A 17059-nucleotide genomic window follows, 5' to 3' on the forward strand; every position below is an offset into this window, starting at 1 on the left:
AATGAAAGTTCAAAGTTCTAATTTATAAAATTTTTAACACTATCAAAATTATGAAGAGAGAATTCAAGTTTATCATAATTATAAGTTGAACTTATGGATTTCCAATCTTCAATAAGTCTATTAACACCTACATAATAATAAGTTGTTTTATCATCAACACCATGTTCAGATGAATTTGCTTGAGTTTCGGCAGCAGTTGATATCGGTTTATTATATTTTTTAGCCCAATTTATTTCTTCTTTCATAAATTTAACAGGTGCAGTTATATTGTAATTCATGACTATGGTCTTATCTGAATTTTTAATAACTATTTTAGAGATGTTTTTATCTAACCAAAAAGGAATTACAATAACTAAATTTATATTGCATGATTTAGCATAAGTATAGGCTTCTTTAATAGTAGCGGCATATTCTTCTTGGGGCCAATTACCATCGCCTAAGACCCAAGGTTCAACATCAAAAACAATTCCTTTAAGTTTAGCATCATCTGGAACAGAATTATTATGATTCTTAACTAAATCTATTTTTCTTTTATAATTACTAATATCATTAAAATAACTTGGATCACCAGTAAGTTCATAGACATCTACATCTTTATTGTTTTTTAAGTCACTTATGAATTTTACTCTTTCTTCAGTAGAAATTCTAAATAAGCCACTTTGATATATTTCATTGATTTGTAATTTATCTACCCAATGGTAGGTATCTTCTCTATTAGTTTCAAGTGTTTGAGAGCTTGACCAAGAAAAAATCCCTTTAATTATTTCTTGATTTTGATAAGTTCTCTGAGATCTAGATAATTTTTTAGTTATAAGTTCTTTTGCACTAGATTTGAATGTTGATGGAAATAAAATAGTTGAGAAGAAAATAGTGCTGGCTAAAAACAAAAGAGATATTTTTTTGCTTTTGGTCATAATTTGCTCCTTTCGAGTTTATACATTTAAATGGAATCAGATTGCCAAGTATATTTAGGTTATTGATTGTAAATTAATATATGAATAGTGAGTATAAAGTGTTAATTTCACTATAAAATCAAAATAACATTACATTATTATCTTATACTATTTCTTAAAAGTAATAAGAAAAAAATTAAAGTTATAAAATAAAAAGGGTTTCACTTCTAAAATTATAAATTAATTGATTATAATTAGCTATAAATAAAGTTGAAATTGTCATTTCTTATAAAAAAGGATAAATTAACTAAAATCTATTGATAACTAAGAATAATTATTTTATAATAATTATAGAGTTAAGAAAAAATTAACAAAAAATATACTATAAAAATTTATAATTATAGATTATAAAGAAAGAGATTTAAAGATAGTTTTCTTAATAATCTATAATAAATCTAATTTTTATATAATTTTGGAGGTTTATTATGAAAAAATTTGTTTGTACAATTTGTGGATATGTTTATGAAGGAGAAAAAGCACCAGAAAAATGCCCAATCTGCGGAGCAGGTTCTGATAAATTCGTTGAACAAAGTGGAGAATTAGCTTTTGCTGATGAACACAGAGTTGGAGTTGCTAAAGGTGTAGATGAAAGAATAATAGAAGGATTACAAGCTAACTTTACTGGAGAGTGTACAGAAGTAGGAATGTACTTAGCTATGTCAAGACAAGCTGATAGAGAAGGATTCCCAGAAGTTGCAGAAGCATATAAAAGAATAGCATTCGAAGAAGCAGAACACGCTGCTAAATTTGCTGAAATGTTAGGTGAAGTACTAGAAGCTGATACAAAAGCTAACTTAGAAGCAAGAGTAAATGCAGAACAAGGTGCATGCCAAGGTAAAAAAGATTTAGCTACTTTAGCTAAAGCATTAAACTTAGATGCAATCCATGACACAGTTCATGAAATGTGTAAAGATGAAGCTAGACATGGAAGAGCTTTTGAAGGATTATTAACAAGACATTTCAAATAAGATTAAATAAGACAAGCTGTTTAGGAGTTTAAATTCCTAAACAGCTTTTTTTATATTATTTTATATAAGTACATATTTCAGGCTATTATTTATTTCTAATTATATTTTTAGGTTTAACTTAATTTTACGAAGTGAGTATATCTTCTATATAAAAACACAGAAAAAATATATGAAGATTAATTAGATTATTTGTGTATACTTTTTGTGAAAATGATTACTATAGATATAGACTAATGAGATAATAGTATATATTGAATAGTTAAAATATTATATTATAACATATTATTTGATAAAAATAAATTAATAAATTGTAAATAATTAAGAAAAATATTGAATAATTTTAAAGTGAATGTTAATATCTATTTGTGGAAACGATTAGAAGAAAAGTATGGAATTTAAATTAATATTTTTAAAGTAGTGAAAAGGAGATATGAAATGAAAATATTTATCGATACTGCCAATGTAGAAGATATAAGAAAAGCTAGCGAATTAGGGGTTATATGTGGAGTAACTACTAACCCATCATTAATAGCTAGAGAAGGTAGAGACATAAAAGAAGTTATAGAAGAAATATGTGGCATAGTTGACGGACCTATAAGTGCTGAAGTTATGGCTTTAGAGTGCGATGAAATGGTTAGAGAAGGTAGAGAACTAGCTAAAATACATAAAAACATAGTTATAAAAATACCTATGTGTGAAGAAGGCTTAAAAGCTGTAAAAATATTAGCTAAAGATGGAATAAGAACAAATGTAACATTAATATTCTCACCATTACAAGCTTTATTAGCAGCTAGAGCAGGAGCTTCATTTGTAAGCCCATTCTTAGGAAGATTAGATGATATAGGAAATCCTGGAATAGAAATAGTATCTCAAATAGCAGAAATGTTTGCTTTACATGGAATAGATACTGAAATAATATCTGCAAGTGTTAGAAATCCAATGCATGTTTTAGACTCAGCTATGGCTGGATCTCATATTGCAACTATACCTTACAATGTTATAGTTCAAATGATTAAACATCCATTAACTGATGCTGGAATGAAGAAATTCATAGAAGATTATAATAAAGCTTTCAATAAATAATATTGAACTATTGCATATAGAAGATTATTAATACTAAATATTACATTATAAAATATATATTATAAATCACAATTAACCCTTAATAAAAAGTCTATTCTTTAAGAATAGACTTTTTAATTTGAAAAAAATAATTTATTGTGAGTAGAATAATAATAAATTATTTGGTTTATTTGATAAATAAAAGTTATAATTTAAATTAATAATAAATTATTTTAGGGCTTATTAAAAGTTTTATCTAAATATAAGAGGAGGTCATAATGGGAGAGTTTATAATATTATTAGTTACATTTATTAGTTTAATAGTTTTAAGTGTAAGAGGAAGAAAGAGAGAAAAAACTTTTTTTAGAGCTATATTAAATCTTGTAAGGGGAATAAATGCTGCCTATAAAAATATTTTTTTTGAAAAATCAATTTTATATAGAGTAATACAAATAATATTAATTTGTGTTGGTGAGTTTACTTCATTTATAACAATATATACAGGTGTAATAAGGCATATAATAATAAACTTTGGGAATGAGTTTTTAGAAATGGGATTAAAAGTAATGATAGTTTTAGTTTCATTTATAATAGTTCATTATGCTATAGGATACATACTTTATGTTAGTTTGAAAATTCAAGGTTTCATAATAAAAGTTGAAAATAAAGATTTGAAAATTGACTTTTTAATAAGTTATTTTTTAATAAGTTCATATTTAGCAGTTCTGTTCGTGTTTCCAGATGCATTTAGGGAAAATACATTTATAGGATTATTAGGTATGGTAATTTGTTATTGTCTTAATATGAAAACATTAATAAATTTAATGTTTAATCCTATTAATATTAAAGATAAAGAAAGTGATGAGCACTTATTTAAGCGGATAATAGTTGCTTCAATGCTTATATTATTTATGATTATTTTAAATCTATATTTAATGGTGTGCTTAGTAAATGGAACAAGTATTAATGCATATTTAAATGCAAATGGAAAGTTCGATTTGTTTTATTATACTATGATTACATTTACTACAATTGGATATGGTGATATACTGCCAAATATATTTTTAGCTAAATTAGTTTCTATACTTATTTCTATAACAAGTGTTGTTTGTATAAGTGTATTTTTAAGTAGTATTTTATCGCATAAAGAGGAGTTATCTGATAATTAGATAACTCTTTTTTATATATTAAATTAATATTTAATGATAAAAAAATATTCTGTAAATAAATTACATAATTAAGTAGAAAAAGTGCATGGGATAAATTTACAAATAAAGCTACAATAGTTTATGTAAACATTTAAATGTGATTATATATACACTTGAATAAATTAAGGGGGAAATAGACACATGGGTAGAAAATGCATGAACAAAAAAATTGCTGCTATAATTGCTGCAGCAGTTATAATTGGTCAATTACCGATTTCAGCTTTAGCAACTCCGGCTAATGATGCTGGAAATGAAGTTAAGAATGAGTCTGTTGAAGTATTGAATCATAGTGATGAGGATGTAGATCCATACATACAAAACTATGATAGACCGGAAGGTATTACTTGGACAACATTAGCTGGAAATGGTAGTGCTAGTGTAGCAGATGGATTTTTATCTGTAACTAACAATGGAGATTATAGAATTATGGAGGATCAATCACCTGATATAAAAAATGGTGAGTTAGAGGCTAAATTTATAGCTGGTGGTCCTCAAACAGGAATAATCTTTAGAGCTAATGCTTCAAATTATGGAATGATAAACTACAATTCTGGAACAGGTTGGGTTATAGAAAATAAAAATCAATGGGAAGATATATCAGGACCAAAATTAGAGGTTGGAGATGAAGTAACTGTTAAAGCTTCTTTTGTAGAAAAGCATATAACTGTTAATGTTTCAGTTAATGGTAGCGAATTTGAGAAAATATATGATAAAGAATCAGATATAGTACCAGTACAACCAGGAAAGGTTGGTTACAGAGGCTGGGGTGGATCTAAAACTACTAAGGTTGATTATATAAAATATTCACCTATGGTAGTTGATAAGGGACCTATAGTTTCAATAAATGAGGTGAATGTAGAGACTTATCCAAGAGTTAGACCACAGTTACCATCTACAGTTACTGTAAATCATGAAACTGGAATGTCTAGTATAAAAGAAGTTGCATGGAATTATATTTCTAAGGAAAGCTATTCAAAACCAGGAAGTTTCCAAGTTGAAGGAAGAGTTGAAGGTACAGATATAAAAGCTATAGCTAATGTAACTGTAAGTTCAGACTTAGCATTTTATGAGGCTGATTTTGAAACAGAAGAGACTAGTGGAGATTGGCAATTGATAAAAGGTAGTGGAGAGCCAGTAGTTGAAAATGGAACTATTACAGTACCTATGAATGGTGTTGCTACAGCTGTAGATATGAATTCTCCGGATGTTAAAAACTTTACTTACGAAACAGATTTTTCTGTTAGTAATGATGGAGGAAGAATAGGACTATTATTCAGATATGTATCAGAATCTGAGTGGGGAGCAGTATGTTATGATGCTGGTTCTTGGGTATGGAAAACTGGAGATGGAAAATATGGTTCATTCCCAGGTTCATTTACACCAGAGCCAGGTAAAACTTATAGAATTAAGCTTAAAGTAGAAGATACAAATATTACTATGTGGGTTGATGGAGAAAAAATAGGACAAGTTGCAGTATCTAATTTACCAGATGTTAAAGGAAAAATAGGATTAACAGGTTGGTATGGAAATAAAAATGTTACTTTAGATAATGTTGTTGTTGAGGAGTTAGGGGGCTTAATGGCACCTGAAGTAGGCCCAATAGAAGAGCAAGTAATAGAATCAGATGATATGAAAGTTGTTTTAGACAACAGATTCCCAACAGTTATTAGATATGAGTGGAAGGGAACTGAGGATGTTTTAAAAGGAGCTTATGTTGATGATTTAGAAGCTCAATATCTTGTTGAAATAAATGGAGAAAAGAGAATTCCAAAAGTAACAAGTGAATTTACAAACAATGAAGGTATATATACATTAAACTTTGAAGATATTGGAATGACAATAACTTTAAAGATGAGTGTTAATGGAAATAAATTAAGAATGGAAGTTACTGATATTCAAGAAGGTGAAGTTAAACTTCAAACTTTAAACTTCCCAAATCATAGTTTAGCTTCAGTAACTAGCTTAGATAATGGAAAGACTGCATCTGTATTAACAACTGGAGACTGGAACAATATAAGTGAAGATTTTTCAGATGTTGCAGATTTAAAACCAGGAGTAAAAGGAAAAACTTATGCATTTATAAATGATGATAAGTTTGCAGTTACTATAAATAACAACACTATTGAAGGTGGAAACAGAATTGCATTAACAACTGAAAATGATGTTATGCAAGATAATACTAACTATAAGAGGGTTGGAATATCAAATGGTACTTGGACTTACAAAGAGGTTCTTCAAGATACAACAGAGCAAGGAAGTAAGTTATATCAAGGTGAAATGCCATGGTCAGAAGTAATCATCGCTAGAGATGAAAATGAAGATGGACAAGTTGATTGGCAAGATGGTGCTATTCAATATAGAGAAAATATGAAGATACCTGTTGGTGGAGATGACATAAAAAATCAAATGTCATATATTGATTTCAACATTGGATATACTCAAAATCCATTCTTAAGATCATTAGATACTATAAAGAAACTTTCAAATTACACTGATGGATTTGGACAATTAGTTCTTCATAAAGGATATCAAGGAGAAGGTCATGATGACTCACATCCAGATTACGGCGGACATATTGGTATGAGACAAGGTGGTAAAGAAGATTTTAACACTTTAATAGAAGAAGGTAAGAAGTATAATGCTGAGATTGGTGTTCATATAAATGCTACAGAGTATGTAATGGATGCTTTTGAATATCCTACAGAATTAGTTAATGAAAATGCACCAGGATGGGGTTGGTTAGACCAAGCTTATTATGTAAATCAAAGAGAAGATATCATGACTGGTGAATTATTCAGAAGATTAGATATGTTAATGGAAGATGCCCCAGAATTAGGATGGATTTACGTTGACGTTTATACAGGAAATGGATGGAATGCTCACCAATTAGGAGAAAAGATAAATGAATATGGAATAATGATTGCAACAGAAATGAATGGACCATTAGAGCAACATGTTCCTTGGACTCACTGGGGAGGAGACCCTGCATATCCGAACAAAGGTAATGCAAGTAAAATAATGAGATTCATGAAAAATGATACTCAAGATTCATTCTTAGCTGATCCGTTAGTTAAAGGTAATAAACACTTATTATCAGGTGGATGGGGAACTAGACATGATATAGAAGGAACTTTTGGTACAGAAGTATTCTATAATCAAGTTTTACCAACTAAGTATTTACAACACTTCCCAATAGTTAAGATGAGTGATAATGAAGTATTATTTGAAAATGGAGTTAAATCAATTAGAGAGGGTGCGAATATAAACTACTATAGAGATGGTAGATTAGTAGCTACAACTCCAGAATCTTCAATTGGAAGCACTGGTATAGGTGATACTCAATTATTTTTACCTTGGAATCCAATCGACGAAGTAAATAGTGAAAAGATTTATCACTGGAATCCATTGGGAACTACTTCAGAATGGACTTTACCAGAAGGATGGACTTCAGATGATAAGGTTTATTTATATGAGTTATCAGATTTAGGAAGAACTTTAGTTAAGGAAGTACCAGTTGTAGATGGAAAGGTTACTTTAGAAGTTAAGCAAGATACTCCATATATAGTAACTAAAACTTTAGCTGAAGAAACTAGAATAGATGATTGGGGATATGGTTCAGAAATTGCTGATCCAGGATTTGACTCACAAAGTTTTGATAAGTGGAGCAAAGAGTCAAGTGCTGAAAATACAGATCATATAACTGTTGAAAATGAAAAAGTTCAAAAGAGAATGGGTAATGATGTTCTTAAAGTAAGTGGAAATAATGGTGCAGACGCTAAAGTTTCTCAAAGTATAAGTGGATTAGAAGAAGGCGTAACTTATTCAGTATCTGCTTGGGTTAAGAATGATAACAATAGAGAAGTTACACTAGGAGTTAATGTTGGTGGCGAAGAGGTTACTAATGTTATAACAAGTGGTGGTAAGAGAAGACAAGGAGAAGGTGTTAAATATATAGATGATACTTTCGTAAGAATGGAAGTAGAATTTACTGTACCTAAAGGCGTGGATTCAGCTGATGTTTATTTAAATGTTTCAGAAGGTTCAGAGGAATCAGTTGTAATAGTTGATGACTTTAGAATTTGGGATCATCCAGGTAAGACTAATAGAGATGGATATGTATTCTACGAAGATTTTGAAAACGTAGACGAAGGTATTTCACCATTCTATTTAGCTCCTGGTAGAGGACATTCAAATAGATCTCATTTAGCAGAAAAAGATATATCTATAGATGCTAATCAAAGAATGAACTGGGTACTTGATGGAAGATTTTCATTAAAATCTAACCAACAACCAAATGAAATAGGTGAAATGTTAACTACTGATGTTTCATCATTCCAATTAGAACCAAACAAAACTTATGAATTAGGATTCCTATATTCATTAGCCGACGCTACTCCAGGATATACAGTTAATATTAAAACAAGAAGTGGAGAAAGTGTAGTAAGTATTCCTTTAGATGCTACAGGTGCTAATTACGGAGAGGGTGTTTATACTAACACTGAATCAGTAACTCATAAATTTACAACTGGAGATTTTGATGGAGATTACTATTTAACTTTAGATAAAGGACAAGGATTTAAAGAAGTAATATTAGATAACATCTATGTTAAAGAAATAGACGAATCAATAGAATCACCAGAATTAGCTAGTGTAAATTTAAATACAGTAGAGCATGATTTAGAAGTTGGACAAAGTGTTCCATTTGGATTAAATGCGTTAATGAATAATGGTGCATCAGTTAATTTAGAAGAGGCTCAAGTTGAATATAAGGTTTCAAAACCAGAAGCTTTAACTATTGAAAATGGAATGATGACAGCTGTTGCTGAAGCATTTGTTGATGTTACTGCTTATGTTACTGTAGATGGCAATCAATTAGCTTCAAACACAGTAAGAGTTAAAGTTGGTAATCCACAAGTTGAAGAAGAGATTATAGTTAATCCAGTAAGAAACTTTGAGGTTACTGATAAAGCTAAAAAATCTGTATCAGTAAGTTGGGAAGCACCAGAAACAACTTACGGATTAGAAGGTTATGTTTTATATAAAGATGGTAAGAAAGTTAAAGAGATAAGTGCTGATGAAACTGAGTTTAAATTTAGTGGATTAAGCAGACATACTATTTACAACTTCAAAGTTGCAGCTAAGTACTCTAATGGAGAACTTTCAACTAAGGAATCCATTACAGTTAGAACTGAAAGATAGTATATAATATAAATTAATGATTAGATTGAAGTAAAAAAATAAGGATTGTATGAAATTTAAGCCTAGAGTTTAATAATTTCATACAATCCTTTAATTTTAATGAATTTAAGGAATTATTCTTGGAGATTTATATTGAGAATTTATTTCAAATTTTATATGATATATAAGGATAATTTTTATAAGAAGAGAATAATTTCAACTTTTTTGAGTAAGATATTTTAAAATAGAGATTTTTATAAAAATGATTAAGTGTAAATTAGAAGCTTAATTAAATTATACTTTATATAATATATATTATGTTAAGGATTAAATTTTTGGAACTATATTTTTATAACAACATATGATGAAATTAAAAATTAAAAAAATTTTATATTATTGACTTTGAATTTACAGAGTGTATAATAAGCTTAAAAATGATTTAAATGGACTGTTTAAATAAATCCTGAAGGAGGATGTTATGCTAAATTTATTAGTAAGAGGATTAATAGCACAATTTTATAGCTTTTACTCTAGCTGGGGCTTTTATTTTTTTAGCGCTGGATATTTTGTGTACGAAAAAAATCATAATCTTTTAACTAATGGGTTTTCATAACAGCATAATAGATAATAATATTATAGGAATATCATATTATAATTTATTGGATAGAACTCATTAAAATGGGTTCTATTTTTTATTTAATAGAGTTATTGGGATTTATATCTTTGAGGTTTTTTTATAGTTCGTTTTTAAGACTTAGACTATTTTATATAAAAAGGTTAAAATAAAGGAGGGCGAATTTATGATAGTTATTTTAAAGCCAAGAACAAAGGAAGAGGAGATTACTAAATTGATAAACAAAATTGAATCACTTGGAGTTGAGGCTCAGAGGATTTCTGGAAAAGAAATGTGTGTAGTTGGTCTAGTAGGGGATACGAGCAAAATAGACCCATCTAAGCTAGAAGCAAACAAGAATGTTGAGAGAATAATGCATGTTCAAGAGCCTTTCAAAAAGGCAAATAGATTATTCCATCCTGATAATACAATAGTAGATGTACTAGGTAATAAGATTGGTGGAAAGAAAATAGCTTTAATAGCAGGGCCCTGTTCTGTTGAAACAGAGGAGCAGATAACAGAGATTGCTAAAGAGGTTAAGGAGTTAGGTGCTGGCTTCTTAAGAGGAGGAGCATTTAAGCCAAGAACTTCACCATATAGTTTCCAAGGACTTGAACTTGAAGGTTTAGAGTTATTAAAAAAGGCTAAGGCTAAAACAGGTCTTCCAATAGTTACTGAAATAATGTCAACAAGCATGATAGAGAAGTTTGCTGAAGATGTTGATGTTATTCAAGTTGGAGCAAGAAATATGCAAAACTTTGATTTGTTAAAAGAGCTAGGAAAGATTAATAAACCAATCCTTTTAAAGAGAGGTTTATCAGCTACAATAGAAGAGTTAATAATGTCAGCGGAATATATAATGGCTGGTGGAAATGAGAATGTTATTCTTTGTGAGAGAGGAATAAGAACATTTGAAACATACACAAGAAACACTTTAGATTTAAGTGCAATACCAGCTATTAAGAAGTTAAGTCATCTACCAGTAATTGTTGATCCAAGTCATGCAGCAGGTAAAGCTTGGATGGTTGAACCATTATCAAAAGCAGCTATAGCAGTAGGTGCAGATGGATTAATTATAGAGGTTCATAATGACCCGGCAAATGCTTTATGCGACGGTCAGCAATCAGTTAAGCCAGAGGAATATGGTAAGCTTTTAGAGGACTTAAGAGCTATAGCAACGGCTGTTGGCAGAGAACTATAAGATTTGATTAAGGGAGTGTATTAAAAAGTATTTTGATATAGTCCCTTAATTTATTTTAAAGGAGAGTTTAATGCAGGACATAAAAAGATATAAAGAACTTAGAAATAAAATTGAACCAGAATATGTTTCTATAGATTTACAAGGTATTTATTTATTTAATAGTGATGAAATTGAAAAAGCTCAAGTAGGATATAGCATTACACCAGAGGGTGAATCTCTTGTTGGAAAAGAAGCTGGAGATTGGAAGGCTGAGTGGCTTGTTATAGGTTATGAAGACTTGATTGGAGATCCAATATTTATTGATTGTAGCAATTATGACTATCCTGTTTTTACAGCTATGCATGGAGAAGATGAATGGAATGAAATTAAGATTTCAAGTAGTTTTTTGAACTTTATTGAGTCATTAAAAATAGTAAGTGAGTTTGCATCTATTATGGATGAACTTGAAGGACAAGAGTTGGAAAAAGAAAAAATGAGAACTTTAAATAAAATTAATGAGAAGGATAGTTGGTTTTGGGAGAATTGGCTAGATACAGAGTGTTATTCTGAAAATAATTAGGTGAGAGGAGGCAAGTTTAGTAAGATGTTCTTGCTAAATATATGTTATGAAAGTTTTAAGAGTTAATTTAGATGAAAAAAGTTATGATATAGTTATTCAAAAGGATTTAAAAGACTACTTTGGAGAATACATAAAGACTGTATTTGATGGGAAAAAAGTAGCTGTAATAACTGATGATAATTTAAATGATATATATGGAAGCTTTATGAAAAGCCACTTAGAAAATGAGGGGTTAGAGGTAAAAGTTATTTCTGTCACTCCTGGAGAGAAGAGTAAGTCATTTGATACATTGCCTAGAATATATGATGAGCTTTTAGACTTTAAACTAACAAGAAGTGATTTGATAATTGCTTTTGGTGGAGGTGTTGTTGGAGACTTAGCAGGATTTGTAGCATCAACTTTTTTAAGAGGAGTAGACTTTATACAAATACCTACATCATTATTAGCACAGGTTGATTCAAGTGTTGGAGGAAAGGTTGCCGTTGATTTAGAAAGAGGAAAAAATCTAGTGGGAAGTTTCTATCATCCAAAACTAGTTTTAATAGATCCAAATATCTTAGGAACTCTTCCAGAGAAGTTCTTTAATGATGGACTTGGAGAAGTTATAAAATATGGTTGTATAAAAAGCAAAAAGTTATTTGAGAAGTTAGAGAGCTTTGAGAACAAAGAAGATTTAAAAGAAAATATAGGTGACATTATATATGAATGTTGCGATATAAAAAGAGAAGTTGTAGAAAATGACGAAAGGGATTTAGGAGAAAGAATGGTTCTAAACTTTGGTCATACTTTAGGTCATGCTATAGAACAAATTTATAACTATGAAACATATTCTCATGGGGAAGCTGTTGCAATAGGAATGAACATGATAACAGAAATATCAGAAGAAAAAGGATTAACTAAAAAAGGAACTGCCAATAGGATTGCTAATTTGTTGAAGAAATACGGATTAGGAATAGAAGTTAATCTTGAAGATAAGACTTTAGCAGAAGATGCTATAAAATTAGATAAAAAAAATCTAAATGGAGATTTAAAAGTTATACTTCTAAATGATATTGGAGAAAGCTACATACATAGCACAACAGTAGAGTTTTTCAAGTAAGGGAGTGGTGAAGGTGAAGAAAGTTAGGATAACTCCTAGTAAGTTAGAGGGAAGTGTTAAGATACCTCCGTCAAAGAGTATGGCACATAGAGCTATTATTTGTGCCTCTTTAAGCAAGGGAGAAAGTATTATTACTAATATAGATTTTTCAGATGACATTATTGCAACTATAGAGGGTATGAAATCTATGGGATCAAATATTAAAGTGGAAAAAGATAAACTAATTATAAATGGAGAAAATATTTTTAGAAACAGTAATGAAAAAATTATAGATTGTAATGAGTCAGGTTCAACTTTAAGATTCCTAGTTCCAATATCTTTAGTGGAAGAAAATAAGGTTAATTTTATTGGAAGAGGAAATCTTGGAAAAAGACCATTAAATACTTATTATAATATATTTAATGAGCAAAATATTGAGTACTTTTATAAAGAAGGAGAACTTGATTTAAGAATTAATGGTGCTTTAAGAGGCGGAGAGTTTAAGATTAAAGGAAATATAAGTTCTCAATTTATAAGTGGTTTATTATTTACACTTCCTTTATTAAAAGAGGATTCTAAGATAATAATAACTACTGAGATGGAGTCGAAAGGATATATTGACTTAACTTTAGATATGATTGAAAAGTTTGGAGTTAATATTAAAAATAATAATTACAAAGAATTTATTATAAAAGGGAATCAAGAATATAAGCCTATGAATTATAAGGTTGAAGGAGATTATTCACAGGCGGCTTTTTATTTTTCAGCAGGAGCTTTAGGAAATAAAGTAGAGTGTCTTGATTTAGAACTGGATTCTTATCAAGGTGATAAGGAATGTATTGAGATTCTAGAAAGAATGGGATGTAATTTAATAAAAAAGGAAGTAAGTAAAAAGCAAGTGATAAATGGGCATAAAGATATAAATGATAAAACATTAAGAATAGCTAGTGAAAATTTAAATGGTACAGAGATAGATGCTTCTCAATGTCCGGATATAATACCTGTATTAACTGTGGTAGCTGCTTTAAGTGAAGGAGAAACTAAAGTTATCAACGGAGAAAGACTTAGAATTAAGGAATGTGATAGGTTAAATGCTATTTGTACAGAACTTAATAAACTAGGAGCAAATATAACAGAATTAGAAGACGGTCTCATTATAAATGGTGTTAAGGAATTAAATGGTGGAGAAGTCTATAGCCATAAGGATCATAGAATAGCTATGAGTTTAGCTATAGCTTCAACTAGATGTACTGGTGACGTAATATTAGAAGAACCAGACTGTGTATCAAAATCATACCCAGGATTTTGGGAAGATTTTAAAAAGCTGGGTGGTATTTTAAGCAGGTGTTAATTTCTAGCTATATCTTCAGACCTAACTTAATTTCGCAAAGAGTTTCTATTGTATATTCCAGAATAATAGCTAAAGCGAAGAACTCCCTTCGGTCAAACAGCTTCGCTTTTTAACGCTATTAATCTTCCATATACAATGAAACTCTAATGCTCATTAAGATGGTCTTTCAGCTATATCTAGAAATCAACACTGTTTTAAAATAAAGCCAATCTTAAAAAATTATAAATAGTATATTGCGACGAATGTAGATTAAGGTGAAATAACAAATTTATTTTTGAAAGGAGGGAGTTATTAGAGTTTGAGAAACTCTAGTAGCACACTAATGGGTGGAGTATGGGGTAACAAGATTAAGTTATCTATATTTGGAGAGTCTCATGGGGAAGGTATTGGTATTGTTATTGATGGGATAGAACCAGGAATAACTATTAATATGGAGAACATAGAGAAGGATATGGAGAGAAGAGCTCCAGGTAGAAATAGTTTATCTACTCAAAGAAAAGAGGGAGATAAGCCAGAAATATTAAGTGGTATTTTCAATGGAATAACTACAGGGGCACCTATTTCTATGATAATTAGAAATACTGATAAGAGATCAAGAGACTACTCTAAGATAAAGGATGTAATGAGACCTGGACATGCAGATTTTCCAGGGTACGTTAGATATAATGGCTTTAATGATTATAGAGGGGGTGGACACTTCTCAGGAAGGATAACTGCACCTTTGGTCTTTGCAGGAGCATTAGCAAAGGAAGTATTAAAAGAAAAAGGAATTTTTGTAGGATCTCATATTAAGCAAGTAGGTAAAGTTAAGGATTCATCTTTTGATTCATTAACTTTAAATAAAGAGGACTTAGTAAGTTTACTTGAAAAAGAATTACCTTTAATAGATTCAGAAAAGATAGATGCTGTTAAGGAAGAAATAACTTCATATAGAATGGAAGGCGATTCTATTGGAGGAATAGTTGAGTGTGGGATAATTGGATTAAAAGCAGGAGTTGGGAATCCATTTTTTGATTCTTTAGAGAGTAATATAGCACATCTAGCTTTTTCAGTGCCGGCAGTTAAAGGAATTGAATTTGGAGTAGGTTTTGATTTTGCGAATATGAAAGGCTCAGAGGCTAATGATGAATATTTCATAGAAGAGAAAAAAATCAAAACTTATTCAAATAATAATGGAGGGATAACAGGAGGTATTTCTAATGGTATGCCTGTAATATTCAGAGTTGTTATTAAACCAACACCTTCAATTTCAAAGGAACAGAGGACTGTAAATATAAGTACAATGGAAAATGAAACTTTAAGTGTAACAGGAAGACATGACCCATGTATAGTTCAAAGAGCTTTAGTAGTTATAGAATCTATTGCAGCACTTTCAGTTTTAGAGTTATTAAATTATTAGGTTATTTTAATAAGTGATAATTTCTAGCTATATCTTTAGACCTAACTTAATTTCGCAGAGAGTTTCTATTGTTTATTACAGAATAATAGCTAAGGCTTTTAAACTAGCTACGCGTCGAACAGAAAAAGCCTCTTAACGCTATTATTCTTCCATAAACAATGAAACTCTAAATGCTCATTAAGATGGTCTTTCATCTATATCTAGAAATTATCACTACTTTAAAATAATTATTAAGGTTAATGCTATGATGAAAATAATATAGTAGTAGAGGTGAAGTCGTGAGTGATAGGTTAATTCAGTGTAGAAACAGGATTGATGAAATTGATAAGGAACTTATGAAGCTTTTTGAGGAAAGAATGAATGTTGTTTTAGGTGTTGCTCAGTATAAGAAAGAGAGAAACATGCCTATTTTTCATAAAGATAGAGAGAATCAAGTTATAGAGAAAAATTTAAAAAGAATTGATAACAAAGAGCTTTTACCTTATGCTGAGGAAATGCTTCATGCCTTGATGGATATAAGCAAGGAGTATCAGCAAGATAAGATTGGAATGACGGAGATTCCACTTAGTAAGGGTAGCGAGATAAAGATAGGATTTCAAGGAGAAAAGGGGTCTTTTAGTGAAGAGGCTTTAATTGAGTACTTTGGAGAAAGCTATGAAACATTCAATTTTGATGAGTTTGAAGATGTTTTTGAAGCATTAAAGTTTAGAAATATAGACTATGGGATATTACCCATAGAGAATTCTTCAACTGGTTCAATAACTGATATTTATGATTTGTTAAATAAGTTTGGATTTCATATTGTAGGAGAGAAAAACTTAAGAATAGAGCATAACTTGCTCGGTGTTAAAGGGGCTAAGGTTGAAGATATTAAAGAGATATATTCACATTTACAAGGATTTGAGCAGAGCAGTGAATTTTTAAAGGATATGAAAGAATGTAAGAAGATTCCTTATTATAATACTGCTATAAGTGCTAAATATGTTAGTGATGAAAATGATAAAAGTAAAGCTGCTATAGGTAGTAAGAGAGCTAGTAAAATTTATGATTTAGAGGTTTTAAAAGCTTCAATAAATAATATTAAAGAAAATTACACTAGATTCATTATTATAGGGAGAGAGTTAGAAAGCAATGAGCTTTGTGATAAGATGACTTTAAGTTTTTCACTTCCTAATACTGTGGGTTCTCTTTATGATAAGCTTAAGATATTCTCAGATAATAAGATTAATATGAGAAAGATAGAGTCAAGACCGATTGGTGATGGAACATTTAGTTATCTTTTTTATATTGATATAGATGGAAACATAAAAGATGAGCCGATTAAAGATATATTAAGTGAATTGAGAGATTCCATAAGTGATTATAGAATTTTAGGATGCTATAAAAGAGATACAATTTAGTAAATGAAAAGACACTTAGTAGGGTAACTAAGTGTCTCACATGAACTTGTGTATTTGGTTTTGGATATTTAAACAATAAAACTTAAAAT

Annotated in this window: 11 protein-coding genes; 10 read left to right on the top strand and 1 reads right to left on the bottom strand. The window is 29.8% G+C overall.

Annotated elements, in window-relative coordinates:
• Positions 1 to 17: 17 nt before the first annotated feature.
• Entirely contained in the window at positions 18 to 914 is an 897-nt protein-coding gene (locus tag ACQZHJ_RS04790) for a hypothetical protein (RefSeq protein WP_430484398.1), read from the bottom strand.
• Positions 915 to 1378: 464 nt separating this feature from the next.
• Here ACQZHJ_RS04790 and ACQZHJ_RS04795 point away from each other — a divergent pair, with 464 nt between their 5' ends.
• The 10 genes from ACQZHJ_RS04795 to ACQZHJ_RS04840 all read left to right on the top strand — a co-directional run bounded on the left by ACQZHJ_RS04795 (position 1379) and on the right by ACQZHJ_RS04840 (position 16970).
• On the top strand, positions 1379 to 1921 hold the full coding sequence (locus tag ACQZHJ_RS04795) for an NADH peroxidase (protein ID WP_430484399.1): 543 nt from the start codon (positions 1379 to 1381) through the stop codon (positions 1919 to 1921).
• 435 nt (positions 1922 to 2356) lie between these two features.
• A complete protein-coding gene (gene fsa / locus ACQZHJ_RS04800; RefSeq protein WP_430484400.1) occupies positions 2357 to 3004 on the top strand; it encodes a fructose-6-phosphate aldolase in 648 nt (215 codons plus the stop codon).
• Positions 3005 to 3261: 257 nt separating this feature from the next.
• Positions 3262 to 4152 (top strand): potassium channel family protein, encoded by an 891-nt coding sequence (locus tag ACQZHJ_RS04805; protein ID WP_430484401.1) that lies wholly within the window; start codon positions 3262 to 3264, stop codon positions 4150 to 4152.
• A gap of 180 nt (positions 4153 to 4332) precedes the next feature.
• Positions 4333 to 9390, top strand: a complete 5058-nt coding sequence (locus ACQZHJ_RS04810) for an endo-alpha-N-acetylgalactosaminidase family protein (RefSeq protein ID WP_430484402.1) — start codon at positions 4333 to 4335, stop codon at positions 9388 to 9390.
• 779 nt (positions 9391 to 10169) lie between these two features.
• Entirely contained in the window at positions 10170 to 11183 is a 1014-nt protein-coding gene (gene aroF / locus ACQZHJ_RS04815) for a 3-deoxy-7-phosphoheptulonate synthase (RefSeq protein ID WP_430484403.1), read from the top strand.
• Between the two features lie 70 nt (positions 11184 to 11253).
• Positions 11254 to 11742, top strand: coding sequence for a hypothetical protein (locus ACQZHJ_RS04820; RefSeq protein ID WP_430484404.1), 489 nt, complete (start codon positions 11254 to 11256; stop codon positions 11740 to 11742).
• A 46-nt stretch (positions 11743 to 11788) separates the two neighbouring features.
• On the top strand, positions 11789 to 12841 hold the full coding sequence (gene aroB, locus ACQZHJ_RS04825) for a 3-dehydroquinate synthase (RefSeq protein ID WP_430484405.1): 1053 nt from the start codon (positions 11789 to 11791) through the stop codon (positions 12839 to 12841).
• A 13-nt stretch (positions 12842 to 12854) separates the two neighbouring features.
• Entirely contained in the window at positions 12855 to 14171 is a 1317-nt protein-coding gene (aroA, locus tag ACQZHJ_RS04830) for a 3-phosphoshikimate 1-carboxyvinyltransferase (RefSeq protein ID WP_430484406.1), read from the top strand.
• A gap of 322 nt (positions 14172 to 14493) precedes the next feature.
• Positions 14494 to 15570: a chorismate synthase gene (aroC, locus tag ACQZHJ_RS04835; RefSeq protein WP_430486864.1), complete on the top strand. Its 1077-nt coding sequence runs from the start codon at positions 14494 to 14496 to the stop codon at positions 15568 to 15570.
• Between the two features lie 278 nt (positions 15571 to 15848).
• Entirely contained in the window at positions 15849 to 16970 is a 1122-nt protein-coding gene (locus tag ACQZHJ_RS04840) for a chorismate mutase (protein WP_430484407.1), read from the top strand.
• Positions 16971 to 17059 lie beyond the last annotated feature (89 nt).

Source organism: Clostridium sp. B9 (assembly GCF_050509515.1).
Lineage (GTDB): Bacteria > Bacillota > Clostridia > Clostridiales > Clostridiaceae > Sarcina.